Here is a 25,805-nt window from a genome sequence, read left to right as displayed (position 1 = left end):
CACGGTAAGAGCCGGCGGCCGATGGTGGAGGTCGGCGCGCACGTCGTCTACCGGGGGCAGACCTGGCAGGTCGCTGCGTTGCAGGGCCAGCGGGTCTACCTGTTGCAGGAAGACGGCACTGAAGAAGCCTTGCTGTTGGGGCGGTTGTTCGCCGATCCGGGCTTCGAAGTGGTGGGCGCGCAGGCGCCGGACACGGTACCGCAGTGGGGGCTGTTCGAGACCGTTCCGCTGGCGGCCCAGCAGCGGGCGCTGGCGTGGCTGCCCCACATCCGGGAGGTCGAGACCGGGTGGCCGCACCCTGAGGGCAGCCGCGAGGGACAGGCGATGCGGCCGGAGTACGACCCGGAGCAGTGGACCCTGGCGCAGCGGGATGCAGCCAAGGCGAAGGAGCTGACCGCGCTCGGCTTCACCCGGGTGACCCGCACGACGGTCGAGCGGATGCGGCACGCCTACCGCAAGCAGGGCTTGTGGGGGCTGGTCGACAAGCGCACGGTGCCGACACGCGGCCGTCATCCGACGGGGTATGCCGACGAGCGGGTCGTGGCCGCGGTGCTGGAGGCGCTACGGCGTCAGCGAGGCCGGTCGAAGGGGACGGTAAAGGGACTGCAGGTGCTGGTCGGGCAGATCCTGGAGGACACGCACGGGCGCGGGGTGGTGGAGATGCCGTCGCGGTCGTCGTTCTACCGGCTGGTGAGTGTGCTGGCCGACCCGGCCGAGCGTCCGGGACGTCCCGCGCGCACCGCCACCGCACCCGCCCGCGCCTCGTCGGCGCCAGTGGTGCTGCGGCCCGGGGAACAGGTGCAGATCGACACCACCCGCCTGGACATCATGGCCGTCTTGGAGGACGGCAGCCTGGGGCGGCCGGAGCTGACCATCGCCGTCGACGTCGCCACCCGCTCCATCCTGGCCGCCGTCCTGCGCCCGAACAGCACCAAAGCTGTCGACGCAGCCTTGCTGCTGGCGGAAATGGCCGTCCCCCATCCCGCCCGGCCCGCCTGGCCCAAGGCGCTGCAACTGTCGCGGGCCGAGGTGCCCTACGAGCGGATGCTGTCGCTGGACGAGCGGCTGGAGGGCGCGGCCGCCCGCCCGGTGGTCGTGCCCGAGACGATCGTCGTCGACCGCGGCAAGATCTACCTCTCGCAGGGCTTCGTCGCCGCCTGCGAGACGCTCGGGGTGAGCGTGCAGCCCGCCCCTCCGAGGCGACCGCAGGCCAAGGCTGTGGTGGAGCGGACCTTCGGCGCGATCAACGACCTGTTCTGCCAGCACGTCGTAAGCCACACCGGCTCCAACCCCCAGCGCCGCGGCTTGGCGACGGCGGCCGAGGCGCGGTGGACGATCCCGCAGCTGCAGGACTTCCTCGACGAATGGATCACCTGCGGCTGGCAGAACCGGCCCCACGACGGACTGCGCCACCCCGTCCTTCCCAAAACCGCCCTCACACCGAACCAGACGTGGGCCGCTCTGATCACCATCAGCGGCTACGTGCCCGTCCCGCTGACCGGGGCCGACTACCTCGAGCTGCTGCCGGTGCGCTGGCAGCCCATCACCGAACGCGGCATCCGCCTCGACTACCGCACCTACAACCACGAAGTCCTCGACCCACACCGCGGCCAGCGCTCCGGTGTCGCCAGCAAAGACGGCAAGTGGGAGGTCCACCACAACCCCCACGACGCGCGTCAGATCTGGGTCCGTCTCACCGACGGAAAGCTCCACGAGATCGGCTGGATCCACCGCGACCACGTCCACCAGCCCTTCAACGACGCCCTCTGGCGCCATATCCAGACCGAGGTCGAACAACGCGGGGACCGCGAGACGCACGAAGCCGACCTCGCCGACGCGCTCGACCAGCTCCTGCGCCGCACCCGCCACCCCGCCGGGACCGAGCACAACACCCGCCGCCGCAGAACCCCCCGCTCCGCAAGTACGGCAGCACAGCTGCCCGATCTGCCAGGCCAGCGGCGCCTCCTCAACACGGAGACCGCACCGGCCCCGGCCCCGGAGTGGAGCGAGAGCCTTGACGACCTCATCACCGTTGATGCGGCGGCCGAGACGGACACGAGCGATCCGGAAGGCGCGGGCGTGCTGGCGGCCGAGGCAGGCGGATACGGGCTGTGGGACGCCGAAGCGGAGGCCGAGCAATGGTGAACACCTCACCGGGCACGGGCAAGGCGCCGGCGGGCAGGTCCCCGTCGGCAGTGGACCGGCCTCCCGGTGCCGCGGCAAGCACCGACGGCGACGCCGCTGAGGCGCAACAGCAGTCGGTGACCACCTGGGACGGTTTCCAAGCCTTCGCCACCACCCCCGTGGCAGCCCCTCCCCCGCCCGGCGCGCCGCCCCGCAGCCTCGCCGAACGCCTCGCCTACCACTCGCGGTTCGTCACCGTGCGCACCCCGGCCATCGACACCCTCGCCAAAAACGTGCGTACCCTGATGATCCTCGGCCGCCACCAGACGGTCACCGCACGGCCGTCCCTGATCGTCACCGGCCCCGCCGGCGCGGGGAAAACCACCGCGCTGCTCCAGGTCGGACGCGCCTGCCACCTCGCCCACACCCGCCGCCACGGCCCCACGGCAGCAGCCGGGCAGGTGCCCGTCGCCTACGTCCTGGTCCCGCCCGCCGCCAGCGCCAAGACACTGGCCACCGAGTTCGCCCGCTACCTCGGCATCCCCGTCGCCGCCGGCATGTCCCAGGCTCAGATCACCAACGCCGTCTGCCACACCTACACCGCCGCCCGGGTGCAACTGGTGATGATCGACGAGGTCCACCGGCTCAACCCCCGCACCACCACCGGCGCCCAGACCGCGGACCTGCTCAAAGACCTCACCGAACGCATCGGCGCCACCTTCGTCTACGCCGGCATCGACGTCACCGCCACACCCCTGTTCACCGGAGTACGCGGCGCGCAGCTCGCCGGACGCGCCTCCCTCATCGACTGCGCCGCCTTCCCCGCCCGCCTCGGCGACAGCGAGCCCTTCCGCGACCTCGTCAAAGCGATGGAGAGCGCACTCGACCTGCGCCACCACCGGCCCGGAACCCTCCCCCAGCAGGCCCCCTACCTCCATGAACGAACCGCCGGCCGCATCGGCAGCCTCGCCCGCCTCATCCGCCAGGCCGCCATCACCGCCCTCATCGACGGCACCGAACGCATCACCAAAACCACCCTCGAAGCAGTCCGCCTCGACCACCTCGCCGAACAGCACTACCGACCCCGAAACCGCAGTACCAGCACCCCATGACCCGGACAGACGTCACGGCCCGGGATACGGCCGCAGCCGTCCCCGCGCAGCGCAGTGTCGTCACCGCAGGGACATGGCTGCAGATCCCGTCAGCCGCGCCGGGCGTGCTCCACGTACGGCCGCTGACCGGCGAAGCGACCGCCTCATACGTGCAACGGCTTGCCAGCGCCTATCAGCTGACGCCTCCCCAGCTCCTCGACGGCGTCGGCGTCACCCTCCACGGTCACGGCGCCCTGCCGGCAGCCGAACTCCACCTCAATCACACCGCGGCCCGGCATCTCGCCGCCCTGGCCCGCATCCCGCTGCCCCACCTCAGGCGCGCCCTACCCCACCTCGCCCTGCTGGGCAACGCCCACGACACCCAGGCGGCCGCGACCTGGAAGCGGATGGAGGCCGGGCAGCAGCCCGTCCGCGCCTGCACTCTGTGCATCCGCCACCGCAGTCACGGCACCACCGACACCGCCTGGGTTCATCGGCCGCCGCACCGGCTGATGTGCCCACGCCACCACCAAGCCGCCTCCGACCCACGACTCACCACCACCGTCCACACCCAAGGCGTGCCCGAACTCGCCGCCGCGCACCACACCCACCAGCACCTGCTACGGCACCCCCGCGCCGCCACCGCCTGGACCACAGCACGCGCCATCACCACCCGCTGGTACGACCACCAGCAACACTTCACCCACCGCTGGCACCCCCGCCTCAACCAGCTCTGTGCGACCAACCCCCACCTGACCACCACAGGCAGCGCCTCCCCCGCACTCCTGACCCGCGACCTGGTGATCTATCCGGAAACCGTTGCCCTCGCCCGCGCACTCGCCACCCTGCCGAACCGGCCACATCGCGACGACGCCCTCAGCCTCATCGCCTGCCGGCTCGGCCTCGCCCGCCTGACCCCCAACGCGAACGACCCACTCCGCGTCTTCCTCACCCACACACGCCACTGACCAGCAGCATCACCGCCCAGGCAGCCGCGGGATTGACTCGCCTCGTACGGCCTCAGCTGCCGACGGTGCGGCCGGTCTGCGCCCACCGGCCATCCTGAGTGACACCGAAGCTGAGCCGCCAAGGCTTGTGCCCTTCGACTTCGCAGTCGGCCCACAGCCTGATCGTCGCGTTCTGGTACTGCCGCCGCCAGCGTTGCTCACCATCAGTGCCTTCGTACCAGGCCGGCTTTACGGAAGGGTCAAGTGCGAGCCGAGTACGGTCACCTGCTTCCAGCGGGAACGGCGTGACGGTCCGACCGAGTTGGTCGGCGCCGTCGACTCCGGGCCGGAACCGGTAGGGGCCCCAGACGACCTGTGCGATCTCGTCCGGCGTCGGACCGCCAGCGAGTCCGGGTACCCCAGTACGGTCGAAGTCGTCGCGAATGATGAGTCGTATGCTCAGTCGGCCCAGCTGGGCCGGACCATCGAAGCGGACGTAGAGCAGCCCATCTGACTGCTCAAGTTTCAGCCGAAGCTGTGGAGTCAGCGCGTTGTGCCAGCGGTCCCGTTCGATCTGAGCGACAGATGCCGCGGTGCCGTTCGCCTGACGTGAAGCCTTCCAAGCGCCGAATGCAGCGAGTCCGCTGAACGCGGCTGAAGCGGCCGCGATGGATGTGTCTGCAATGCCCATGCGGGACTGTAGCCCAGATGGCGCAGTTGCCATTGGACGCACCAGTACGCCTCCAGGAAAACCGAGATCATTCCCACCCAACTACAGGACCGCAGCCCAACCACCCGAACAAGCAAACCGAACACGCAACCAGGCCACGCCCATCACGCCCGAACGCAGCCGCTCCAACCGTCCCCAGTCCCACCCCCAAAGACGGGGCACCAGTCCCAAACGACCAAGCCCCTGAAAATCAGGGCTCCGTCACACCTTGAGTACCGTCAGAACTGGCCCGAAGACCTCCTCGCAGGCCAAGGTCGTATCTGCCGGAACATCCGCGAGGACCGTAGGCGCGTACGAGGCGCCCTCCCGCTTGCCGCCCGTATACAGCGTGGCCCCGGAACCGACGGCTTCGTCGACCCATGACTCGACGCGGCACGCTGCGGCCTCACTGACAAGCGGACCCACATGAGTTCTGTCATTCGAAGGGTCCCCGGTGACCTGAGATTTGACGGCTGCGACGATACGCGGCAACAGCCGGTTCGTACACCGCGGCGTCAGCTATCACACGCTGCACAGAGATACAGGACTGTCCGCCCTGGTAGTTGGAGAACGTAGCGATGCGCGCGGCGGCCCGGTCAAGATCCTCGTCGCTCGTAAAGTCGGCCAACACCACGGCAGCACCGTTCCCGCCGAGCTCCAACGTGCAGTGCTTTCTGGGAACGGAGTCCATGATGGCGTACCCGACCCTCTCGGAGCCGGTGAACGAGACAACGGGCAGGCGCTCGTCCTGCACCAGCCCCGGCATCCGGTCATTGGCGACCGGCAGGATGCTCCATGAACCGGCCGGCAGTTCGGTCTCGGCAAGGAGGTCACCGATTATCAGACCCGACAGCGGAGTATCGGGCGCCGGCTTCAGGATGATCGGGGCGCCGGCCGCGATAGCCGGGGCGACTTTGTGGGCACACTGGTTCAGCGGAAAGTTGAACGGCGTGATCCCCAGCACAACGCCCTTCGGGAAGCGGCGGGTGAGCGCCAGTCGGCCCTGGCCGCCGGCGTCAGTGTCGAGCCGCTGAGCCTCACCGCTATTGAAGCGGCGAGCTTCCTCCGCGGCGAACCGGAACACGGACACCGCACGGCCGACCTCTACGCGAGCCCACTTGATCGGCTTTCCGTTCTCCGCGGAGATGAGCTGCGCGATCTCCTCGCTGCGCTCCATAAGGCGCTTACTCACGTGGGCGAGCGCGGCGGCACGAACATATGCGGGAGTAGCCGCGAACTCATCGCGAACGGCATACGCCGCCGCCACCGCCTCCTCCACCTGCTCATCGGTGGGCACACTGACCTCTCCGATGAGCTGACCGGTCCAGGGGGAGGTAACAGCCAAGGTCGTCTCACCGCTGGCAGGACGGCCGGCGAGCCAGAAAGCGCGGGTGGAAATCATGTCCGGTCATGGCCCTTTACGTCTGAAGGGGCGCTGACGTTCATCCGCCAACCGCTACACCGTAGGACCGCCGAGGTGACGGACGACTTGTACGTGGTGCAGCGATCGCATGCACGCGCATGCCCGAAGGTAGCGTTGAGTGCGATCGCCCCTCCCTCGACCGAAAACACACATCCGCCTGCCGGCGACTGATCCTGATAACAGCGAGGACGCTCGCCAAGAGCACGCCCACGACTATGACGGCTACGCCCGCGGCATCAACGGCTCGACCGGCGAACTCTACGATATTTCGATGAGGTGGCGCATATGGGACTCAACGCACATGTTCGCCAACATCCCACCAAGAATAATTCCTTGAATTTTTCGCTTGCGCAATTATAGTCAGGTCGTTGGTTTCCGGCCCGAATACCTTGTGCGGGCTTGCGACCACCGTTCTGCCGTCCTCGATATAGGGTTTGAAGCGCTCCAGCCAGTCTGCCCCGGAGTTCCAGAATCCCGCCAGATCGAGCTGTCCCGCCCGTGCGAAGGTGTGTGTCTCCAGTTCGTTTGTCTCCAGCGGACCGTTCATTCTCCAACCGTTGTCGGTCGGGTAGAAGTAATGGGGCGAGATGAAGACCTCGAATCCGGCCGCCTTCGCTACCTCGAAGATTCTCTCCATATTCTCGACGGTCCTGTTTTCTGTGACGCTCGCCCCCACCGCGTCCCAGTTCGCTCCGTCCTCGCTCAGCACGTCGTTCTGTGGATCAATGAACACAAGCGCCGTGTCGGTCTTATTGAATTCCACTTGCCCGCTCCTCATGCGATTAACAGGCCACTGGTCTGATGGGCATTGATGCAGCGGGTGCCCTTCCGGAGCGGATTCCAGTCGGTGACTAGTGGTTTTTCCACGTGCACATTGGAGCGCGTGCCCCGAGGAGGCGCTGTCCCAGATATCCGGCTCTCCGTCCACTTTGCCCCATCGCGGGACCTTCTGCATCGGTGAGCCACCTCGGTCGCTGCAGCCATCCGGAGGCGTCAACGGCCGTGGGGAGGGGGGATACGAGATCTGGTGCTCCAGTCAGACTCCTGGTCCTGAGCTGTTTCTTCTCCGGTAGTGGCAGCGGCGGCGGGCTTTGGCTTGGTGGCGCCTGCGCCGGGGGACCATTTTTGGGCGTGGAGATGTCCGTCGTGGTGGGGACGGGGATGCGGCAGGAGGGTGTCCAGCAGGCGCCCGATCTCTGCCACGGTTACCGGAGCGAGGACTGATCCGGTTTCTTCCGCCCCCTTGCATCGCGGGGCGCCCGGGCGGCGAGCGCGGTCAGGATGGCGTGGGGGAGTTCTCTGCCGCCGCAAGCTTGTCGCTGCCAAGCATCACCCGGGCTTGTCCCGTTCGCCTGGACGCACCGGTGACGGTTGATCCGCCGCCAACCCGTATGCGAGACCTTATGATTCGAGGGCTCGCATACGGGTTCCCCCGGTCAGATGCCCAGGATTCCTGGAACCCGCGCGCCTTCCCGTGCGGCAGCCGCAAACTGGGCTCGCCCGCGCGCTCCGCAGACATGTACGTAGGCTCCTACCACCGGGCATGCCGCAAGGCGGCCGACGCACTGCAACCTGACCTGCTGCTCATTCTCTCCGCACGCCACGGGCTCCTCGACCTCGACGACGTCATCGAGCCGTACGACACACCTCATGGCGCAGCCGACGCGGTGACGAGCCAGGTCCTTCTGGAACAGGCAACCATGCGTGACATCGTGGGCCTTGACCCGGTGGTGGCCCTCGGCGGTGCACGACACATCAGCCTCGTGCGCTCCGTGTGGCCGCACGTCCACACGCCGTTGGCCGGAGCACGCGGCATGGATGAGCAAATGGCCCGGCTTGCAGCATTGCGCGAGGAACGGGAATACCTCTGACATGACGCTTCGTGCGGTGGCCGGGTAGTGGCTGGCCTGGGATCTGGCCTGGTGGCGGCATCGCCGGTGGGGCCAGTTGAGCCGGTGGGCTGTGTCGTGGACGCGTTGGGCGATGAGGTCGATGAACAGTCGCTGGATCTCGTTGCAGGTGAGCGGGATCAGCCCGTCCGGTGTGGGATTGCGGGTGTGTTCGTCGGCGCGGACGACGGCGAGGAAGGCGTGGGCGAGCATGGCCAGGGTGACCCAGCGAGACCGTGAGGTGAAGCGGCGGAGTTGGTGCTCGTCCAGTCCAGCCAGGTCTTGGGGTGCCGCCTGGGACGGTGGTCCGGCCGGACCGGGCGGCGGACGGCAGAGGCTCACAGCTGTCCACCATCGGCATGCGATGGACGTGAGGGACCGCAGTAGCCGGGACCAGGGATGGGCAGGCCGAAATGGCGGGGTTGTTGATGAACTCGAGCTGAGTGCGCTGGTGGGAGTCGTAGATCGGCAGGTGCTCGGGGCCGATCATGCTGTTGGCGCATCGGTCGGGCCGGCAGCGCTCATCGAGGGGGCCCGTGTGGCCTTCCGGGACGATCGCGTTCTCAAGGCAGACAGCGCCGACGGGGTTGGTGTGGTCGGCGGTGCAATTGTTGAGGCATGCCGAAACCGGATGTGGATTCTGGTGGTTCGTAGCAGGGTGTCGGCAGTGCGGGCGTCCTCCTTGCGGGCCTTGATGGTGGCATTGATCTGCTCGAAGCCGTCCGCGGCGGAGAGCGGCACGGTCGGTCTCGGAGAAGTAGGCGGGTGCTGCGCGCCGCGGTGCCGCCCGCTGCGGGCCCGCCGGGCTACGACGCCGGGTCGTCGACCTTGAGTTTGTCTCCGGTGTTGGAGACGAAGACGACCAGGAGCTTGGCCCGTGTCGTCGGGCTGGTGTTCTGGGTGAGGACGTGGTGGGCACCTGGCGGCTCGACCCAGTTGTCGCCCTGGTGGTAGGTACGCACGGGCTTGCCCTCGAGCTGGCTGCGCAGGGTGCCTTCGAGGACGTAGGCGTAGACGAAGGCCTGGCCGTGCCGGTGCGGCAACGCGCGTGCGTCGGGCGGGAAGTCGACGATCGCCGAGGTGAACGTCTTGCCCTTCACCTTCGGCAGGGTCTGCTGGAGCACCGGCTTGAGGGTTTCAGTGGGGCGTGTCGATGACATGGCCGCAGGCGATGCCGCGGCCACGGTCGTCGCCTTGGCGTGAGCGGGCTGGTCCGAGGTCGAACAAGCCGTGGCCGCAGTCAGCGCGGCGACGGCCAGCAAGCCACCGGCGATCCGCATTCCCATCATGATCGGTCTCCTGTTCGGTCTTCCGTAACGCGGATGATCATCTTGCCCGGGGGGCGCTCGCCGGGGGCGAAGGCGGAGGGTGCTTCGGTAAGCGGCCGCACAGCGCCGACGAGCGGCTTGAGGCGGCCGTCCCTCAGCCGCGTGGCGAGATCGGCGAGCCGGGCGCGGTCGGGTTCGACGACGAAGAAGATTGCACGCCCGTCCTTGGGCTGGACCGTGGGCGGTACGACGATGCTGACCAGCGTGCCACCGGCCCGGACGAGTGCGGCCGAGCGGTCGAGGATGTCGCCGCCGATCACGTCGAACACGACGTCGACGTCGTCGACGCCCTCCAGCTTGTCAGTCTGCAGGTCGATGAACGCGTCGACGCCGAGTGCGAGTGCCCTGTCCCTGCCTGAGGCGCGGCCGGTGCCGATGACGCGGGCGCCGGCCTCGCGGGCGAGCTGGACCGCGATCGAGCCGACGCCGCCCGCGGCGCCGTGGATCAGGACAGTCTGGCCTGTGGTGAGGCGGCCGTGGTCGAACAGGCCCTGCCAGGCGGTCAGCCCGGAGATCGGCAGCGCGGCGGCCACCGTGTGGTCGATGTCCGCCGGCAGCGGGGCGAGGTTGCGGGCCTCCACCGCTGTGTACTCGGCGAGCGTGCCGTCACGGGCCCAGTCGGCCAGACCGAAGACCCGCTGTCCGACGCTCAGGCCGGTGGTGCCGTACCCCAGCTCCACGACGACACCGGAGAACTCGTGCCCGGGGACGCTCGGAGTCCGGTCGCGGCCAGCGCGATCGGTCCATGTGGCGGGCCAGTCCAGCTCGCCCGGGGTGAAGCCGGCGGCGTGCACGCGCACGATGACGTCGTTCTCGGCTGCATGTGGGTACGGCATGTCCGTCAGGGACATCCCGGCAAGACCGGCGTCACGGTCCCGCACAGTGATGGCTTGCATACAGGTCCTTACTGGAGGGAGAGGCGGCCCGAGCGCCCTGCGCTCGCGCGCAGGGCTCACATGGGCGCACAGCGGCTGCAGGTGGATGTATGCCGTTCTGCACGATCGATCTCACCTGTACTCGCGTGTTCCTTCGCCGCCCGTTGTGCGTTCTGATCAGGGAGACGAGGGGCCCCCGCGGGTGTGTTCGGACGCGCGGCAATTCGTCGGGACGGATGCCCCTGATCTGGACCGTGTCGACGGGCTAGACCCGGCCTTCCCGGTGGAACACGAGGGCGAGCTCGCCGCCGACCTCGGCGAAGCCGTGCGGTCCGGGTGCCACTGTCGCGCCGTACGCACCATGATCTCGGCGACGCGCTCGCCTCCGTGGATGAGCTTGCGTGCCGCGGCGGCCTTGCCGCCGCCGTCGGTGACGTAGACGGCGTCCGGGTGGATCAGGTCGGCCAGGCGGCGCCGAGGATGCGCTCGACCGTGGTCGTGCGACGGAATCCGGGAAGGTAGTGCTCCAGCACATCCGAATTCACGGTTCCGTTCGTGGTCTCCGGGCGGTGCTTGAGTCCATCGACGTAGGCCTGCAAAAATTCGTTCTTGAAGTCTCCCCGCGGATGAACGGCGATGATCTCGTCCACCCGGCCGCGATCCAGTTCGTCCAGGCCCAAGCCGATCACGTCGGTCAGGACCCCGAAATTCGTGATGGCGATCTCCGGGCCCATCCGCCCGGGAATTCCGGGGTCGTGTGTAGTGCGATCGCCGTCCACACCACGTCGGCGGCCGCGGTGGAGAAACCGCGGTCGAGCATGAACTTACGTGCGTGGTCGGCTCCATCGACCTCGAAGCGCTGCTCCACGTCGGAAAACGGCGTCAAGAGGCCGGTGTCATGAAACATGGCGGACAGGTAGAGAAGTTCCGGGTCGGGCTCCAGGCCGAGTCTGCGAACGTGAATGACGCCGAAGACGAAAACGCGCCGGCCAGACGGCTCGGTTCACGAGCTCCATGCATTTGACGTTGAGGATGCGCTCGGTGAGCGGGCCGGCCTCGTAGTCGTCGGTCGGCTGCGCGACGCCCACCACCATCAGCACGGCAATCTCGCCTGAGAGCGGGGAGAGCACGCCCTTGAGATCGAGCAGGGTGTCGTGCATGGGGATAGAGCCCTTGTCGTTCAGCACGAACCGGGGCGCGGCCGTGCCGCGGCGTATGAGGGCATACCGTGCGTTGGCCATCCACTGCCGTGTCTCTCGGAACGTAATCTGCCGCTGGCGTTGCACGTGATCGCGTTCCGGGGTGGGCAGGCCGCCTTCTTCTTTGATGTAGGTGACGGCGACACGGCCGTTGTCGGGATGGCGGACGGGCTGCGCCTGGATGTGCAGCAGGATGGTCTTCCAGTCGTCCCGTGTACGACACCGCGGCGCACGGTGTCGCCTCCGGCACACCGGCACGCGCCCCTCCCAGCGGAGCCGACGTCCTCCAGCCCGCAGCTCGTTCCCGACCCGAAGCCCAGCGTCTGGGGCAGGTGAGCGTCAACGGACCTGGGATCAACAGCGTTCGACAGAACCGTTGAGGCAGTCACGGGCCGCCGTGCGGAACGCGGCCACCAGTCGGCTGCGGTCCGCGGCCCGGGTTGCCACGACGACCTGGCCCGGCTCCACGCCGTGCAGCGGGATGGCGGTGAGGTCGGGCCGGAGGCCGCCTGTGTGCAGGGCGGCAGGGATGATGGCCACGGCCTGCCCCGCGGCGATGCTTTCGAGCTTGTCCTCGATGGTCTCGACCGGGGGTCCGTCAGGGGCGGGGCGGCCTCCCGGCCGCGGGTCGATGCGCCAGTACGCGTCCCACTCCCGGTCCGGGAAGCGGGGGATCGGCTCCGCCTCGATGTCGGCGAGCGTCACCGATTCGTACCCCGCCAGCCGGTGTCCGACCGGCATGAGCAGCATCTTCGGCTCGTCGTGCAGGATCGTCACGTGCAGGCCGTCGGTTCGCAGCGGCAGGCGGGTGATCACCGCGTCGACCCGCCGGTCGAGGAGTGCCTCGCGCGGCTCGTACCACTCCAGGTGCAGCGTGCGTACGTCGGCGTCGGGGTGTCGGTGCCGCACGTTCCGTACCGCCGGGGTGACGATCAGGCCCGCGGTGTAGCCGACGGTGATCCGGGTGGGCTGCGCGGCGGCCCGGGCGGCAGCCGTGGCCTGCCCGGAGATGCGCAGCAAGGCCCGTGCGTGAGGGAGGAAGGACTCCCCGGCTTCCGTGAGCCGCGTGCCCTGTCGCGTACGGTCGAACAGCCGCGCCCCCACCTGAGCCTCGAGCTGGCTGATCTGCCGGCTCAGAGACGGCTGCGCGATGTGCAACTCGGCCGCGGCCCGGCCGTAATGCAGGTGGGACGCGACGGCGGCGAAGTAGCGCACCAACCGTAGGTCGAGATCCGTCATGCCTGGATCGTATGACGTGGTGCGGAACAGGTCTTTGATCACCAGGGGTGCGCGTCCCTAGCGTGAGATCCATGCCAACCGACAATGAGATCGCTGTCCGGCACTTCTACGAGGCCCTCGCCACCGGTGACACCGCGCTGGTCGACGAGGCACTCGCTGCCGATTGGGACGCCGTCCCGCCGTTGCGCGCCGGGAGCGGACCGGAAGGATGGAAGGCGAGCATCGCTCACCTGCGCGGTGTCTTCAGCGACCTGACCATCGAGATAGAGGACGTCGTCGCCGACGGAGACACGGTCGCGGTGCGGACGGTCAGCCGTGCGAGGCACACCGGGGAACTCCTCGGCGTCGAGGGCACCGGCCGGGAGGTCGAGTTCCGGGCGGCCGACTTCCACCGGGTGGTCGACGGCCGCATCGTACGAACGTGGCACCTGGAGGACTACTTCGCGATCGCCACCCAGATCGGTCTGGAGTTCAGCCGTGGGGCTTGACGGAAAGACGGCGGTGGTGACCGGGGCGGCCCGGGGCATCGGGTACGCATACTGCCGGCGGCTCGCCGCGGACGGCGCCCATGTCGTCGCTGTCGACATCGACGATCCGGCGGACGCCGTGGCGAAGCTGACGGGCAGGGGCGACAAGCTGGGGCTGGCGTGCGACATCAGCAAGCCCTCGCAGGTCGACGCCGTGGCCGAGACGGTCCTCGACCGGTACGGGCGCTGCGACATCCTCGTCAACAATGCCGGCATCTTCCCTTTCACCGACCTCGACCACGTGACGATCGAGCTGTGGCGCAAGGTGCAGGCGGTCAACGTCGAGGCGACCCTGCTCTTCGCCCAGGCGTTCGCGCCGGGGATGCGGGCCGCCGGGTGGGGGCGCATTGTCAACACCGGCTCGGGCATCACCGTGACGCAGAACCGCGACCTGGCATACCTGACCAGCAAGGGCACCGTACACGCGCTGACCCGGGCGCTCGCCAACGAACTCGGTGGCAGCGGCATCACCGTGAACGCGATCGCGCCCGGCCTGGTGGCGACGGAGGGTTTCCTGGGCCGCGTCAGGACGAGCGGCCCGTCCGCCGACGAGGTCTTCGCCCGCGTGACGGCCATGCAGACCATCAGGCGCCGGTCCGTGCCGGCGGATCTCGGCAACGCGCTCGGCTTCCTGGTCTCGGACGACGCCGACTTCATCACCGGCCAGATCCTGCACGTCGACGGCGGCGTGACACGCACGGGAGCCTGATCGTGCTGGGCGCGATCACCGACCCTTTGCCCGACTCGCCACGCTCGCCTGTACGGCACTCGCCGCCGAGCACGAACCGGGCTTCGACGAGGTCACGTACCGCTCCGAAGGCGGGACGCCACCCGGGGGCTGCCGCCCCATCCGGCCCCCGGGCGGTCGCTCACGATAGATGGCCCAGCCGGCCTTGATCCTTCCGGGTTCGGGGGTTCCGAGGATCGGTAGTTGGCCCTGCTGAGGAGCAATAGTTGGCCCCGCCGGGTCGTGGATGGAGAGTGCGACGTTTCTGGAGGTCACTTTGGGTGGAGTCCGTACTCGGTCAGCCACCCGAGCATGACTTTGCGGGAGGCTTCGACAAGGCACCCTCCAGTGAAGCGGATGTCGTTGGTCACCACTGCCACGCACTCCGGCGGGGGAATGAAGGACTGTGCCTCCTCGTCGGTGGCGAACTCGGCCTCACCCAGGACCAGTCCTTGTGGGGAGCCGTTGAAAACGTCGACGCCGAGGGGAGGCACACGAACCTCGAAGTCACCCGCTGAAGATCGGTTATCCGCCAGGCGCCGCCGTCGGCGGCGGTGGGACGAAGGAATCTCGCTGTGGCTGGTCTCGCCACGTACGACACGCAGCGAGACGAGCTGCAACCCATGGATCGCTCGCGAGCCCGGGAGGCAGCTGGGTCTCCTCATTGATCACGGATCCCGCCAACTGCCACGCGGTAAGGCCGGTGGTGTCCCTGAGATCTGCTCCGCTGAGGTCAGCACCCAGAAGCGTGGCGTCGCTGAGCTGGGCGCCCCGCAGATCGGCGTCAGCCATGAGCGCCTGGTCGAGGCATGCTCTCGCGAGCCGTGCGTGACGCAGGTCGGCGCCGGTGAGGATGACGCCACTGAGGTCGGCACCTCGCAGATCGGCACGGCAGAGGTCCGCCCATGTCAGCAGCGCCCGGGAAAGGCGGGGCGGAGCGTGAAAGTCGAAGCTGCGGAGCGACAGTCCGACGAGCTGCGCAGATCGAAGGTCGATCCGGCGTGCTTCATCCCGTTGTGGGCGGCGGGCGAGAACCTCTACGGCCGCCCTGATGTCGGCAGATGGCTCTGTCCCCCACGCCGGTACTGGCCGCGGCAGCCTGTCTTCGTCCGAACCGGTCTGCAGCGAAGGAGATTCGGTCCTCCTGGCGTTCTCGCGGATGAAGGCTGACAGGACGCCCACCACGGTGGTGTGTTCCTGGGGGGACTCCGCCATGACGTGCTCCAGGCCGTAGACACCGCCGAGCCGTTCTGCGAGCTTGTCGGAGGCCAGCTGTCCGACAGCCCTGCTGAACCGTTCGGTCACCTGCCCACGCCTGGAGAGCTGGTAGGTGCGAGCGGTGTACGCCAGCCCGAGCAGTACGGAAGCTCCAGCAAACCCGGCCAGAAGGGTCTGGCGCACGGCGTTCAGCGCGTCGGCCCGGTCCTTACCGTGAAGATCTCCGACCGTGTCACCAGCCACCCACCATGACAGTGGCCCCAGAACCACAACGATACCCACGACAACGACAGCCACCCCCGCTGTCACCCCGGCAGATCTCTGGTGACGACGTATCAGGTGAACGAAGCGCGATCCGGTCCTTGCGAGAGGGCGATTGGCCATGGGCCCATTCCACCGCACGAAGCCTCTGTCAGACGATCTACTCCGCGGACTTCCGCCCACGACCAGCACGAGCACCCCGAGAGCCGGTCACACCAGCGCTTTGACCTGCGACTTCAAGTTGGCTGAGGCTCTATGCAGGCGGTGCTTGATCGGTTGGCGGTGATGCCGACCGATCGTGCTGGCCCGACGCGCGCGGTCGCCGTTCGGGCGAGCCGGTCGAGACTCCTGCGGCAGTCCGCCGCCCGCCGGAGTCCACGGCGCTCACGCCGTCCGGATCCCGAGCGGCGCAGTTACGCGTCGTTCGCCTCGTTCACGGACCCGGACGGCAACGGCTGGATGCTGCAGGAAATCACCGAGCGGCTTCCAGGCCGGTAATGCCGCCTTGCCCCTGGCCGGCATCTGACGGGAGAGAAACCGATGTCCGTGACACGCTTCGGCGAACGAGCTGGTCCGGGCCCGCGTACCTGCGGAACAGGCACACGAGCGGTACAAGGAGGAGACCGGGCACGATGATCTGAACTGGCCGCTCTGGTACGCACGCCTCCTCGGGGGAGAGCGGACCAGGCGACTCTCCGCCGGCTCGGATGGCTCGAAGGGGCGCGGGTCGCTCGCTCCGGAGCCCGGCGGTCGATGAGTCGCCGCCCGCCGTCGGCGTGACTCCTGCTTCTGGAAACCCTCTGCTCGAAGCGGCTTACGAGCAAGGGAAGTTGAGACCACTCGCCATCGTCTGCCATGCACCGGCCGCGATGCTGGCGACCAGAATCCACGGTGTATCGCCCTTCGCCTGCTACCGGGTCACCGCGTTCACCAACGAAGAAGAGAACGCCGTCGGGCTGGGTCCGAAGGCCCGCTGGCTGCTGGAGGCCTAGCTCATCGACCTGGGCGTCGACTTCACCAAGGGTGAGAGATGGCAGCCCTACACGGTGGTCGACCGGATTCTCTTCACCGGGCAAAACCCTGCTTCTGCAGCCGTCTTGGCCGAACGACTGCTCAAAGTCCTTTGACGGTTGACGGCGGGGCAGTGAAACTTCCGCGTCCCGCGCCGGCCTGTATGTCCGGCGGAGGGGTGGGGAGGTCAGTCAGCATCGTGTGAGGCGGTCTCGGTCGCTGGGAGCACCTGTTCGGCCCACACGGTCTTGCCTTCGGTGTCGGAGGTATAGCGGACGCCCCAGTCCTCGCTGAGTTGCGCGGAGATGAACAGGCCGCGTCCCCCCTCGTCCACCGTTCGGGCGTGGCGCAGGTGTGGTGCGGAGGGGCTGCTGTCGTGGACCTCGCACGCCAGGGTGCGGTCTTTGATCAGGCGCAGTTGCACGGGTGGAGCCCCGTAACGGATCGCGTTGGTCACCAACTCGCTGACGATCAATTCGGTTGAATACGCGGTCTCGTCGTCGACTCCCCACGTGGCAAGCCGACGTCGCGTGCGCGCCCGAGCCTGGCCCACGGCTTCTGGCCGCTTGTCCAAGTCCCATGTGGCGACCCGGTCGGCGGGGAAGTCGCCGGTGCGGACAAGGAGGAGGACCGCATCGCCTGCGGGGGCATTGTCCCCAGCCGGTTGGCAGCGTCGTGGCAGATGTCCTGCAGGGGCCGCCGGCCGCGGATCAACAGCCGACGCAGAGAGTCCAGGTCGGCCGGCCCGTTGGATGAAAGAGCGGACACGAGCGAGGTGGTGTAGAAGGCGAGGACGCTCCCCTCCGCGAGTGAGACGGTCGTCTTGGCGAACGGCGCTCCGTCTGCACTGCCCAATGGAGGCCCGTTGGGCAGGTCGACGATCTCCGTAGTTCCGTCGGGGTGGACGAGGACGGGCGAGGGATGATCGGCCCGGGCGATGCTGCAGGTCCTGTTGAGTGGGTCGTAGACCGCGTACACGCATGTGGCGGTCAGCGGCTGCCGGCGCAGCGGGTCGTCGGCGGGCAGCGCGGCTCGCTCACGGGCCAGGCGTGTGGCGGTGTCGTTGAGACGCGCCAGGAACTCGTCGGGCTCCAGGTCGAGGGCGACCAGCGTTTGCACGGCCGTGCGTACTTGCCCCATGGTCGCTGCGGCGTGGATGCCCTGTCCAGCGACTTCGCCGACCACCAGCGCGGTACGGGCGCCAGGCAGGGACAGGGCATCGAAGCAGCCGCCTGCTCCCTGAGTGCCCGGCACGAGCAGATGGGCGGGTTTGGACACCGGTTCGTGAAGCCTGGCGCGGAGCCAGAAGATACCGCTGAATGGTCGCGGCGGTGGTGTGCTCGCGGACGAACCGACGGGCATTGTCGAGACACACCGCCGTGTGAGCCGCCACTTCCATGGCCAGAGCGACTTCCTCCTCCTTGAAACAGTCGCCTCGCTTCGTCCGGTACAGGCTCAGCAGCCCCAGCACCGTGCCTCGCAAGGTCAGAGGAGCGGCAAGGAGCGGCCGGGCCCCCGACGCCTGGATCGCTCGGGCGCGTTCGGGATCGGCCACCAGCCACGACGGCTTGCCGTCCAGCGCGACGACGCGGGGCTTGAGGTCGGTCAGCGTCCGTGCGTAGGGGGACGAGTACGGCAAGCAGCACGACGTAGCGGAACGTCCCGGCCGACAGGCCCGGGCGGCCGGTCCTGACCGCGCATGAGAGCGTCCACGACTTCCACCACCGCCACGTCGGCGAAGCCCGGCACCAGCGCCTCGGCCAAATCCTGGCAGGTGGTGACCAGATCGAGGCTCCGACCCACTCGTTCCCGCACCGCGTGGACGATACGTGAACGGGCCCGCGCCTGTTCACGCTGAGTGACATCGACCGCCAACACGGCGACTCCCTGGACCGTCCCCTGTCGGTCCTCCAGCCGGAACGCCGAAACACGGGCCGTACACCCCACTTCGGAGGCGTTCCTGGCGTGGAAGCACACCACATGCTCGAATGACGACGCGCCGCTCTCCAGTACGCCGCGCAGGATGTTCTGCCCGTCGTCCGGGTCAGGGAAGTCGTACACGTCGCTGAGGCGGCGCCCAACGATCTGCTCCGGGACCGCTTGGCACATCACTTGTGCGGCTGCGTTGCATGCCGCGATCCGAAGCGTCGGATCCAGGACGTAGAGAGCGACAGGTGCCTGCCTGAAGAGGGCTTCGAGCACTGCCGTGCCCATGCCGGACGCCTTGTGGTCGTCCGCTGCATCCTGGAACACGGCCCACGCGACAGAGCCGTCTTCGCGGAGCAGTGGCCGTATCCGCAGATCGACGGCGACCACGCGACCACTTCGGTGCCACAGCGCTACCCGGTCGTGTCCCAAAGAGTGGCCGGAAGCAGCTGGGACCGGCCTGACGAGGCTTGTTGCGGGCCGCCCCCACTACCTCGCCCGCGGTATGACCCAGCAGTTCCTCCGCCTGGCGGCTCCACTCCACCACGACTCCCCCACCGTCCATGACCATCAGCGGAGCATCGCGTGCCACGGCGACCACCTCCGTCAACCAGCTTGCCGGAAGGTGTCAGCTTTGGCCGCTTCTGCCAATCTCATGGAAGGGCATCCCGCCCCGCCCTCATCCCTTTGGAGGATCGAGCGCCGTGGACTGACTCGGCCGCCACCGTCGCCCCGCTCAGTGGCCGGCGCTCTGGCCGCCGTCGACGTGGAGGATCTCGCCCGTGACGAAGGGCGCGTTCTCCAGGTAGACGACCGCGTCGACGATGTCGCTGATCTCACCCATCCGCCCGAGCGGGTGAAGGGCGGCGAGCGCCTCAAGAGAGTCATCTGAGTGCATCGGCGTCCTGATGACGCCGAGCGCGACCGCGTTACTTCGGACACCTCGCGCGGCGTACTCGATGGCCAGCGCCTTGGTGGCGGACTGCAGGCCACCCTTGGTCAGCGAGGCCAGCACCGCGGGAACCGCGGAATTGGCGTGGTCGACCAGGCTGGTGGTGATCTGGACGACGTGACCGCCACCTTGGCGGAGCATCTGCTCGACGGCGAGTTGGGTGATGCGGAAGAACCCGGCCAAATTGACGGCGGTGGCCGTGTCGTAATCCTGCTGGGTGTACTCGGTGAACGGCTTGCCGATGAAGATGCCGGCGTTGTTGACCAGGGTGTCGATGCGACCGAAGCGCTCAAGCCCGGCGGCGACGACACGCTCAGCGGTGGCAGGGTCGGCAATGTCACCCTGAACGGTGAGGATCTCCGGATCGGAGGAGGCAGCGATGCCACGAGAGGTGGCGACGACGGCATAGCCGAGCTTGCGGTAGGCGTCCACCAGGCTGGCACCGATGCCTTGCGACGCACCGGTGATGACGGCGACCTTGCGGCTGGGACTGCTCATGGTTGTCCTTCCGATCGGGATCGGCCACCGTGCCGGCGTCAACCATCCGACTGGACAACCGGTCGGCAAGCCCACTGGTGGCATCCAGGTGTCCAGCCCTAAAGACTGCACCTCACCGGAGAGGAACCCAGTCGCGGTCCAGGACGTCGTTGCGACGCGCAGCTCCCCGGCACACGCATGCTGAAATTGCACGAAACAACAACATACTGACCAGAAATCACTTACGAATGCCACCGCACAGGCAGATACCGGATTTGCCGATGCCCCCGCTCACCAGGAATTGGGCGATCTAGAGAGGGGGTTCCGGTGGTTGTAGTGCGGCGCGCGGCCGTCACCAGCGATCCGTTCAGCACATCCCTGCACAGGAATGAACGGTGCGTTCCGCGAACCCACTCGCGGCGTTGGAGGGCCACCTGACCGACGAAGAAGCGGCCGCGTTCCTTACAGTCTCTGGCCCGTGCGGGCACCCGAGCGACCCGGCGGCGGGGTTGGTCAGGAGCTGACGGTCGTCGTGTCCGTTCGGTGTGCGGACAGCAGCGAAACACAGTTCTCCCACAGGGCTTGGAGATGCTGAGTGTTGTTGTAGAGCTTGGCGAACAGCACTTGGCCCTCGAGCTGGGCGACGACCGACCGGGCGGCCTCCCGGGTGTCGCCGACGGTGACCTCCCCGCGCTCCCGGGCTTCGGCGACGACATTCTCGACCATCTCCACCTGGGCATCGAAGATCTGCTGCAGGCGCTCGCGGATGGGTTCCGTCTGGTTGCTCAGCTCCAGGGTGAGGTTGCCGAACATGCATCCGGAGACGGTCCCACAGCTCTGCTGACCCGCACGCAGGTCCGCCTCGGTCTCTTCGAACAGCCGGCGCAGCCGCGACAGCGGCTCGACATCGTCCTGCAGGGCCCGAACCCAGTCACCGCGCTGAGTCTCCCAGTGCTCGTCGAGCACCGCCAGGGCAAGAGCCTCCTTGGACTCGAAGAAGTAGTAGAAGCTCCCCTTGGGCACGCCGGCGGCCTTGCAGATCTCGGCCACACCCAGCGCGGAGTAGCCGCGCAGCTCGATGAGCGACTGCGCGGCGGTGAGGATCTTCGCCCTCGCATCACTCGTACGTCCCATGCCGCAAGTGTACGACCGGTCGTCTATAGCGAGCCACCGTGGCCCCGGGCGTCTGACACGCCGCCCGGGGGCGACGAATCAGCGGCCGGCGCTCTGGCCGCCGTCGACGTGGAGGATCTCACCGGTGACGAAGGGTGCGTTCGTTGAGGTAGACGACTGCGTCGACGAACCCGTCGACGACACCACCCGCGCCGCCGCCCGCATCCAGGCCGAGCGCACCGTCAAGACAGCCGCTGCACTCAAGGCCGCTGCCTGACAGCCCGCTCGAGGCTGGCCTGTCGGCGGCGCTCCTGCGGCGCCGACAGGGGGTATCGGCACCTCTGCGTGCCACACCGTAACGCTCCGCCGGTGCCGATGCCCGGCGCCTCCTCCTCCCTTCACGGGAGGTCTGTACGTCCTCTGGCGCAGTGCCGGCGACGAGGATGACAGGCGGCTCCGCTTCGCGGTTCGACCGAGCGGCCTGCAGCGGCCCGCACCGCTGCGCCTCGCCGCCCGTTGATGATCGGCCGACCATGTTCCTATCGGGAGCCACCACCCCTGCCGAACCGAGAGAGGAAAGGACCATGAACGAGTTCCTGGTCGAGCTCATCACGACCGTGCCAGAAGGCACCGACCCCGCCGAGGTCGATCAGCGTCGCGCTGCCGAGGCTGCCCGTGCGAAGGAGCTCGCCTGCGCGGGCCACCTGGTCCGTCTATGGCGCCCGGTGGGCGAGTTCCGCAGCATTGGTGTGTGGCGCGCCGACGACGAGGCGGATCTGCGCGCGAAGGTCCTCGGAACACTGCCCCTGTGGCCCTGGATGACCGCGTCGGTCACCGCCCTGCAGCCGCATCCCAACGATCCGGGCCCGACCGGCTGCGCGACCTGATCGCGCCTCCCTCTGCCCACGCTCCCTGTGGCGGCCGCAGGGAGCGACGTCAGAACCAGTGCCGGGCGATGCCACGCCCGGGCAGCAAGCATGTTCCACGAGCAAGGAACGCCAACGACCGGGCACCCCGTGCGCCGCTTGATGAGAGGAGAACCCTCATGACCAGCACAGCAATACAGGAGGCGATTCTGCGAGGCGTCATGGACCGATGGAAGGGTGCGGTCGACGCACACGAGCCGCAGGAAGTCGCCTCGTATTTCACCGAGGACGCTGTCTTCCACGGGCTTCATCCGTACGCCGTCGGCCGTCAGGGGTCGCCGAGTACTACGTTTTCCAGCCTGTCGACCTAACGGCGGAGTATCGGGCACTGGAACACGGCAGGTGGCCGAGGATGTCCTGCTCGGCTACCTGGGCGTCGACTTCTCGTTCACCGACCGGCCGACCCTCAAGGTCACCCTCAGCGTGGCCCTCAGGCGTATCGCCGATGAGTGGCTCATCACCCACCATCAGGTGTCGAAGCTGAATTGACGAGCGGAGGCTGCGGTGGGACCTGCCCTGCCCGATCTCGGCCCCACACGGCCGACGTCTCGCAGGCATGCGCCGGGTCACCGCGCTGGGGACCGGCGGCCCCGCTCCGGGCGGAGGCGCGGGCCTGCCGTCCAGACATGCTGCGTGGGAGCGCCGGATGTACGGTCGGTATACGGCGTAGGTGCGGACCTCTCAGCCGGTGAACGAGCCGGTGTCCCGTACACGCCCGGGAGTGCCCATGGCGCAGCAAGCGAACATCGCCGCACAGACCGCATTCGCAGAGGCCGTGGTCACCGGGCACCTCGACGCCCTCGACGACATCGTCGCGCCCGATTCTGTCGATCATGACCCCGCTCCAGGACAGGCCCAGGGACCCGAAGGCTACAAGGCCATGTTCAACGAGCTGCGAGCCGCTTTCCCCGACTTGCACGTCGAGGTGGAACACTTGCTGGCCACCGACGACGAGCTGGCCTTCGCCTACATGATCAGCGGGACGCATCTGGGACCGCTCATGGGACGGTCGGCGACCGGCAAGAAGGTGAGCTACCGCGGCATGCAGATAAGCCGCTTCGACAGCGACGGCAAGCTCGTCGAGCGCTGGGGCAGCAGCGATGAACTCGGCATGCTGCGTCAGCTCGGCCTGGCCGATGCATGACCCATCCGCTGCCTCACTGCCTGCTGGCGCCAGTCGGGCCGGTCGTGATGGACGCAACCGATGACTTGAACCTGGCCGCCGGCGCGGCCAGGACCCGCTGCCGTCAGGCTGCGAGGGCCATGTCCACCAAAAATGGCGATTCCCGTGGCTTCGCCCTCCGGGGCAAGGGCTCCGTGCGTGCGCGATGCGTGAGCGGACTGCCCACCACGGGACAGCATGAGCCGGATCGGGCACGAATCCGCATGGCACTGACCAGGCAAAACAGCATTCGATCCCACTCCTAAAGCGGGTGTGGCAGCTTCGCATTCTGCTGGAGGCACCGGCGAAATCGGCCTGGACCGATCACGGGACGCTCCCCGACGTCGGCCGAGCCATGTACATGCCCCACGCGCCGTTCGTGCCCGGGTGTGTGTGCTCTTTTTGGCGACGTCAGGCACCGCCTGCGCTGTGGTCAAGTGTGTGCGGCAGGCCAAAGCGCGTGGCGGTCACAGAGAAGTTCAACGGAGCGTTCGCGAGCCGCCGTCAGCACATTCCTCGGATTTTCGTGTGCGATCGAGACTTGCGGGATGTGGGCACGCATGCGCCCGGCCCGAGTGGTACTTAGGCTGGAACACGTTCACCCCCCAACGACATGGATTGGGGGTATGGAGGTCCCGATGACGAAGCAGTTGTCGGCAGCGACCGGGATGAAGCACTGAGTGCGGGTGCCGGTGCCATGTGCGACCGACTGGCAGTCGGACGCTTCGCGGCGCAACATGTCGGTCACTTAGTAGGCCATGAGCTGCCGAGTGTGTCCGGGGTCGTTCAGGGGGCGCCTCGCCCCGTGTCCGCAAGAGGGTGGGAACGCGACGGCCGGCCGTCGGAATCCGTCGGGACTCCCGCGGCGGCTTGGTCTATAGGAGACGGGCATGGGCATGCCCAAGCCTTTTGACCCATACGATCTGCTGCCATCGGTGCCGTCGTTCGAGCTGAGCAGTGCCGACGTCGCCGACGGGGAGTCGCTGGACGTGGCACAAACCGATGCCATCTTCGGCGGCCCGGGCCAGGACATCTCCCCACACCTGGCCTGGAGCGGCCATCCCGCCGAGACACTGAGCTTCGCGGTCACCTGCTTCGACCCGGACGCGGTGACGGTCAGCGGCTTCTGGCACTGGTCGGGCTACGACATCCCCGCGTCGGTGAACGAACTGCCTGCCGAGGCCAGGACGCTCGCCACAGACTCCGGTCGGCATGAATTCCTCGGTGCGGCACCCCCGCCCGGGGAGGCCGCTCACCGTTACATGTTCGTCGTTCATGCGCTGGACACACCCCGTCTCGACATCACCACGGAGGCGACCCCCGCATGGCTCGGATTCCGGCTCGTGGCCCACGGCCTGGCACGAGCCAGGCTCACGCCGGTGTTCGGGATCCCGGCCCAATGCGGAGCCAGGCTGCGAGCGAGAGAGAAAGAAGTCGAGTCCCCCGGAGAGCCAGGTGGGGACAAGGAGGCAGAGATCGATGGCGAAAGTACTCTTCATCGTCAGTGGGGCTACCTACTGGGTACTCAAGGACGGCACCAGGTATGCGACCGGCTACTGGGCCGAGGAGTTCGCGATGCCGTACAAGGCGGTCACGGACGCCGGCCACGAGGTCGTTGTCGCGACGCCGGGCGGCGTGACCCCGAACGTCGACATGATGAGCCTGCGTCCCTCCATGGCCGGAGGCGAAAAGGGGGCTCTGGAGCTGGAGGAGATCATCCGTTCAGCGGAGGCGATGCGTCGGCCGCTCAAGCTGTCGGATGTCCGCCTTGAAGACTACGACGCGGTGTACCTGCCCGGCGGTCATGGCCCGATGTCGGACCTGGCCTACGACGCCGACGTCGGCCGGCTGCTGACGGCTCAGCTAGCCTCCGGTAAGCCGTTGGCGATCGTGTGCCATGCCCCCGCCTCGCTCCTGGCCACCAGGATTCACGGCGAATCGCCCTTCAAGGGCTACCGCGTGACTGGCTTCACCAACGAGGAGGAGGAAGCTGTGGGCCTGGCGTCCAGGGCAACGTGGCTGCTGGAAGACGAGCTGAAGGACAAGGTGGGCGTCGAGTACAGCCGCGGTCCCATATGGGAGCCGTACATGGTTGAGGACCGCAACCTCATCACCGGACAGAACCCTCACTCGGCGGCGGTTCTGGCGGATCGCCTACTGGAAATCCTCAAGTGAGGAGACCCGGAGTCCTCGCCGCGGCGTAGAGCAATGCTCAGGACTTGTGGATCGGCCTTCGGGACGGGACGCGAAGGACGTACCTTCCCGAATGATCTACAAGTCACCGAGTAGGCCCGCGTTCGCAGCGCGGGTCGGGAAGGCACGCCCGTGCTCAGCGTAGTGAATGCCGACGGTTCCACCGAGTCCGGCTCCCTGATCGACGAGATCGTCCGCGAGGGCGCCCGGCGGTTGCTCGCCGCCGCGCTGGGGGCCGAAGTCCACCAGTACATAGCCGAGTTGGCCGACCAGATGGACGAGGCCGGGCGCCGCCTGGTGGTCCGCAACGGCCACCACCGGCCCCGCACCGTGACCACCGCCGCAGCTCCCGTCGAGGTCACGGCCCCGCGCGTGAACGACAAGCGGGTGGACACGGCCACCGGCGAGCGGATGCCGTTCTCCTCAAAGATCCTGCCGCCGTGGTGCCGCAAATCTCCCAAGGTCAGCGAGGTGCTGCCGCTGCTCCG

At 67.9% G+C, this 25,805-nt stretch carries 26 protein-coding genes and 7 pseudogenes; 14 read left to right on the top strand and 19 right to left on the bottom strand.

The genetic code is table 11. The features are described 5' to 3' along the window. Positions 1–21: 21 nt before the first annotated feature. The 3 genes from A6P39_RS41875 (at position 22) to A6P39_RS41865 (ending at position 4,183) form a co-directional block, all read left to right on the top strand. The gene (locus A6P39_RS41875) at positions 22–2,145 is read left to right on the top strand and encodes a Mu transposase C-terminal domain-containing protein (RefSeq protein WP_275883995.1); all 2,124 of its coding nucleotides are present in this window, start codon (positions 22–24) and stop codon (positions 2,143–2,145) included. A gap of 116 nt (positions 2,146–2,261) precedes the next feature. Continuing rightward, positions 2,262–3,236: an ATP-binding protein gene (locus tag A6P39_RS41870; protein WP_067045799.1), complete on the top strand. Its 975-nt coding sequence runs from the start codon at positions 2,262–2,264 to the stop codon at positions 3,234–3,236. Next, the gene (locus A6P39_RS41865; protein ID WP_079133385.1) at positions 3,233–4,183 is read left to right on the top strand and encodes a TniQ family protein; all 951 of its coding nucleotides are present in this window, start codon (positions 3,233–3,235) and stop codon (positions 4,181–4,183) included. Before A6P39_RS41870 ends, A6P39_RS41865 begins: the two co-directional genes overlap by 4 nt. 52 nt (positions 4,184–4,235) lie before the next feature. Here the strand turns inward: A6P39_RS41865 and A6P39_RS41860 are convergent, their stop codons facing one another. From A6P39_RS41860 to A6P39_RS41850, 3 genes and pseudogenes are all read right to left on the bottom strand, one after another. Beyond that, positions 4,236–4,853, bottom strand: a complete 618-nt coding sequence (locus A6P39_RS41860) for a hypothetical protein (RefSeq protein WP_159396053.1) — start codon at positions 4,851–4,853, stop codon at positions 4,236–4,238. Positions 4,854–5,099: 246 nt separating this feature from the next. Continuing rightward, a pseudogene (locus tag A6P39_RS41855) lies at positions 5,100–6,273 on the bottom strand (aldehyde dehydrogenase family protein); the annotation flags it as partial. Positions 6,274–6,586: 313 nt separating this feature from the next. Beyond that, complete coding sequence (locus A6P39_RS41850; RefSeq protein ID WP_234378878.1) at positions 6,587–7,057, bottom strand: isochorismatase family protein; 471 nt, start codon at positions 7,055–7,057, stop codon at positions 6,587–6,589. Between the two features lie 628 nt (positions 7,058–7,685). Here A6P39_RS41850 and A6P39_RS41845 point away from each other — a divergent pair. Next, positions 7,686–8,165: a DUF6884 domain-containing protein gene (locus A6P39_RS41845; protein WP_331454214.1), complete on the top strand. Its 480-nt coding sequence runs from the start codon at positions 7,686–7,688 to the stop codon at positions 8,163–8,165. A 24-nt stretch (positions 8,166–8,189) separates the two neighbouring features. Here A6P39_RS41845 and A6P39_RS41840 read toward each other — a convergent pair. From A6P39_RS41840 to A6P39_RS41810, 7 genes and pseudogenes are all read right to left on the bottom strand, one after another. Beyond that, a pseudogene (locus A6P39_RS41840) lies at positions 8,190–8,462 on the bottom strand (IS701 family transposase); the annotation flags it as partial. A gap of 527 nt (positions 8,463–8,989) precedes the next feature. Further along, complete coding sequence (locus tag A6P39_RS41835) at positions 8,990–9,343, bottom strand: cupin domain-containing protein (protein ID WP_234378879.1); 354 nt, start codon at positions 9,341–9,343, stop codon at positions 8,990–8,992. A 125-nt stretch (positions 9,344–9,468) separates the two neighbouring features. Then, positions 9,469–10,407, bottom strand: coding sequence for an NADP-dependent oxidoreductase (locus A6P39_RS41830; RefSeq protein WP_067045444.1), 939 nt, complete (start codon positions 10,405–10,407; stop codon positions 9,469–9,471). A 434-nt stretch (positions 10,408–10,841) separates the two neighbouring features. Beyond that, positions 10,842–11,120 carry a hypothetical protein gene (locus A6P39_RS41825; RefSeq protein WP_331454191.1) on the bottom strand — a complete coding sequence of 93 codons (279 nt, stop codon included), beginning with the start codon at positions 11,118–11,120 and terminating at the stop codon, positions 10,842–10,844. Next, positions 11,081–11,329 (bottom strand): HD domain-containing protein, encoded by a 249-nt coding sequence (locus tag A6P39_RS41820; RefSeq protein WP_331454213.1) that lies wholly within the window; start codon positions 11,327–11,329, stop codon positions 11,081–11,083. Before A6P39_RS41820 ends, A6P39_RS41825 begins: the two co-directional genes overlap by 40 nt. Beyond that, positions 11,283–11,843, bottom strand: a complete 561-nt coding sequence (locus A6P39_RS41815; RefSeq protein WP_159396034.1) for a hypothetical protein — start codon at positions 11,841–11,843, stop codon at positions 11,283–11,285. Before A6P39_RS41815 ends, A6P39_RS41820 begins: the two co-directional genes overlap by 47 nt. A gap of 96 nt (positions 11,844–11,939) precedes the next feature. Continuing rightward, positions 11,940–12,824, bottom strand: a complete 885-nt coding sequence (locus A6P39_RS41810) for a LysR family transcriptional regulator (protein ID WP_067045727.1) — start codon at positions 12,822–12,824, stop codon at positions 11,940–11,942. 71 nt (positions 12,825–12,895) lie between these two features. On the opposite strand from A6P39_RS41810, the gene A6P39_RS41805 reads away from it, so the two are divergent. Both A6P39_RS41805 and A6P39_RS41800 read left to right on the top strand, forming a co-directional pair. Continuing rightward, positions 12,896–13,312 carry an ester cyclase gene (locus tag A6P39_RS41805; RefSeq protein ID WP_067045450.1) on the top strand — a complete coding sequence of 139 codons (417 nt, stop codon included), beginning with the start codon at positions 12,896–12,898 and terminating at the stop codon, positions 13,310–13,312. Next, a complete protein-coding gene (locus A6P39_RS41800; protein ID WP_067045452.1) occupies positions 13,302–14,060 on the top strand; it encodes an SDR family NAD(P)-dependent oxidoreductase in 759 nt (252 codons plus the stop codon). Before A6P39_RS41805 ends, A6P39_RS41800 begins: the two co-directional genes overlap by 11 nt. 290 nt (positions 14,061–14,350) lie before the next feature. Here the strand turns inward: A6P39_RS41800 and A6P39_RS41795 are convergent, their stop codons facing one another. Both A6P39_RS41795 and A6P39_RS41790 read right to left on the bottom strand, forming a co-directional pair. Continuing rightward, entirely contained in the window at positions 14,351–14,572 is a 222-nt protein-coding gene (locus A6P39_RS41795) for a hypothetical protein (RefSeq protein WP_275883968.1), read from the bottom strand. A 31-nt stretch (positions 14,573–14,603) separates the two neighbouring features. Continuing rightward, positions 14,604–15,593: a pentapeptide repeat-containing protein gene (locus tag A6P39_RS41790; RefSeq protein ID WP_275883967.1), complete on the bottom strand. Its 990-nt coding sequence runs from the start codon at positions 15,591–15,593 to the stop codon at positions 14,604–14,606. A 357-nt stretch (positions 15,594–15,950) separates the two neighbouring features. On the opposite strand from A6P39_RS41790, the pseudogene A6P39_RS41785 reads away from it, so the two are divergent. Together A6P39_RS41785 and A6P39_RS45725 are read left to right on the top strand one after the other, a co-directional pair. Beyond that, positions 15,951–16,055: pseudogene (locus tag A6P39_RS41785) on the top strand (glyoxalase); the annotation flags it as partial. A gap of 371 nt (positions 16,056–16,426) precedes the next feature. After that, the gene (locus A6P39_RS45725) at positions 16,427–16,549 is read left to right on the top strand and encodes a hypothetical protein (protein ID WP_443053042.1); all 123 of its coding nucleotides are present in this window, start codon (positions 16,427–16,429) and stop codon (positions 16,547–16,549) included. A gap of 206 nt (positions 16,550–16,755) precedes the next feature. On the opposite strand, the gene A6P39_RS41775 is transcribed toward A6P39_RS45725, so the two are convergent. The 7 genes and pseudogenes from A6P39_RS41775 to A6P39_RS45720 all read right to left on the bottom strand — a co-directional run. Continuing rightward, a complete protein-coding gene (locus A6P39_RS41775) occupies positions 16,756–17,121 on the bottom strand; it encodes an ATP-binding protein (protein WP_234378880.1) in 366 nt (121 codons plus the stop codon). Then, positions 17,040–17,846, bottom strand: coding sequence for a PP2C family protein-serine/threonine phosphatase (locus A6P39_RS41770; protein ID WP_275883966.1), 807 nt, complete (start codon positions 17,844–17,846; stop codon positions 17,040–17,042). Before A6P39_RS41770 ends, A6P39_RS41775 begins: the two co-directional genes overlap by 82 nt. A 145-nt stretch (positions 17,847–17,991) precedes the next feature. Further along, positions 17,992–18,123, bottom strand: a pseudogene (locus A6P39_RS41765) (hypothetical protein); the annotation flags it as partial. A 50-nt stretch (positions 18,124–18,173) separates the two neighbouring features. Next, positions 18,174–18,884, bottom strand: coding sequence for a PAS domain-containing protein (locus tag A6P39_RS41760; RefSeq protein ID WP_234378882.1), 711 nt, complete (start codon positions 18,882–18,884; stop codon positions 18,174–18,176). Between the two features lie 346 nt (positions 18,885–19,230). After that, the gene (locus A6P39_RS41755; protein WP_067045455.1) at positions 19,231–19,944 is read right to left on the bottom strand and encodes an SDR family NAD(P)-dependent oxidoreductase; all 714 of its coding nucleotides are present in this window, start codon (positions 19,942–19,944) and stop codon (positions 19,231–19,233) included. A 492-nt stretch (positions 19,945–20,436) separates the two neighbouring features. Beyond that, positions 20,437–21,057: a TetR/AcrR family transcriptional regulator gene (locus A6P39_RS41750; RefSeq protein WP_067045458.1), complete on the bottom strand. Its 621-nt coding sequence runs from the start codon at positions 21,055–21,057 to the stop codon at positions 20,437–20,439. 78 nt (positions 21,058–21,135) lie between these two features. After that, positions 21,136–21,226 (bottom strand): annotated as a pseudogene (locus A6P39_RS45720) (3-oxoacyl-ACP reductase); the annotation flags it as partial. Between the two features lie 394 nt (positions 21,227–21,620). On the opposite strand from A6P39_RS45720, the gene A6P39_RS41740 reads away from it, so the two are divergent. The 6 genes and pseudogenes from A6P39_RS41740 to A6P39_RS41715 form a co-directional block, all read left to right on the top strand. Next, the gene (locus A6P39_RS41740) at positions 21,621–21,923 is read left to right on the top strand and encodes a muconolactone Delta-isomerase family protein (RefSeq protein WP_067045461.1); all 303 of its coding nucleotides are present in this window, start codon (positions 21,621–21,623) and stop codon (positions 21,921–21,923) included. A 381-nt stretch (positions 21,924–22,304) separates the two neighbouring features. Then, positions 22,305–22,451 carry a hypothetical protein gene (locus tag A6P39_RS41735; protein ID WP_331454189.1) on the top strand — a complete coding sequence of 49 codons (147 nt, stop codon included), beginning with the start codon at positions 22,305–22,307 and terminating at the stop codon, positions 22,449–22,451. Between the two features lie 238 nt (positions 22,452–22,689). Beyond that, complete coding sequence (locus tag A6P39_RS41730; RefSeq protein WP_067045464.1) at positions 22,690–23,106, top strand: ester cyclase; 417 nt, start codon at positions 22,690–22,692, stop codon at positions 23,104–23,106. 908 nt (positions 23,107–24,014) lie between these two features. Beyond that, a pseudogene (locus A6P39_RS41725) lies at positions 24,015–24,524 on the top strand (YbhB/YbcL family Raf kinase inhibitor-like protein); the annotation flags it as partial. Between the two features lie 79 nt (positions 24,525–24,603). Further along, on the top strand, positions 24,604–25,299 hold the full coding sequence (locus A6P39_RS41720) for a type 1 glutamine amidotransferase domain-containing protein (RefSeq protein WP_067045468.1): 696 nt from the start codon (positions 24,604–24,606) through the stop codon (positions 25,297–25,299). Positions 25,300–25,449: 150 nt separating this feature from the next. Continuing rightward, positions 25,450–25,803 (top strand): annotated as a pseudogene (locus A6P39_RS41715) (transposase); the annotation flags it as partial. Between the last annotated feature and the right edge of the window lie 2 nt (positions 25,804–25,805).

It is taken from the genome of Streptomyces sp. FXJ1.172 (assembly GCF_001636945.3).
Taxonomy (GTDB): domain Bacteria; phylum Actinomycetota; class Actinomycetes; order Streptomycetales; family Streptomycetaceae; genus Streptomyces.
The sequence above is the reverse complement of the archived record's forward strand: the minus strand, read 5'-3'. Positions and strand labels throughout refer to the sequence as shown.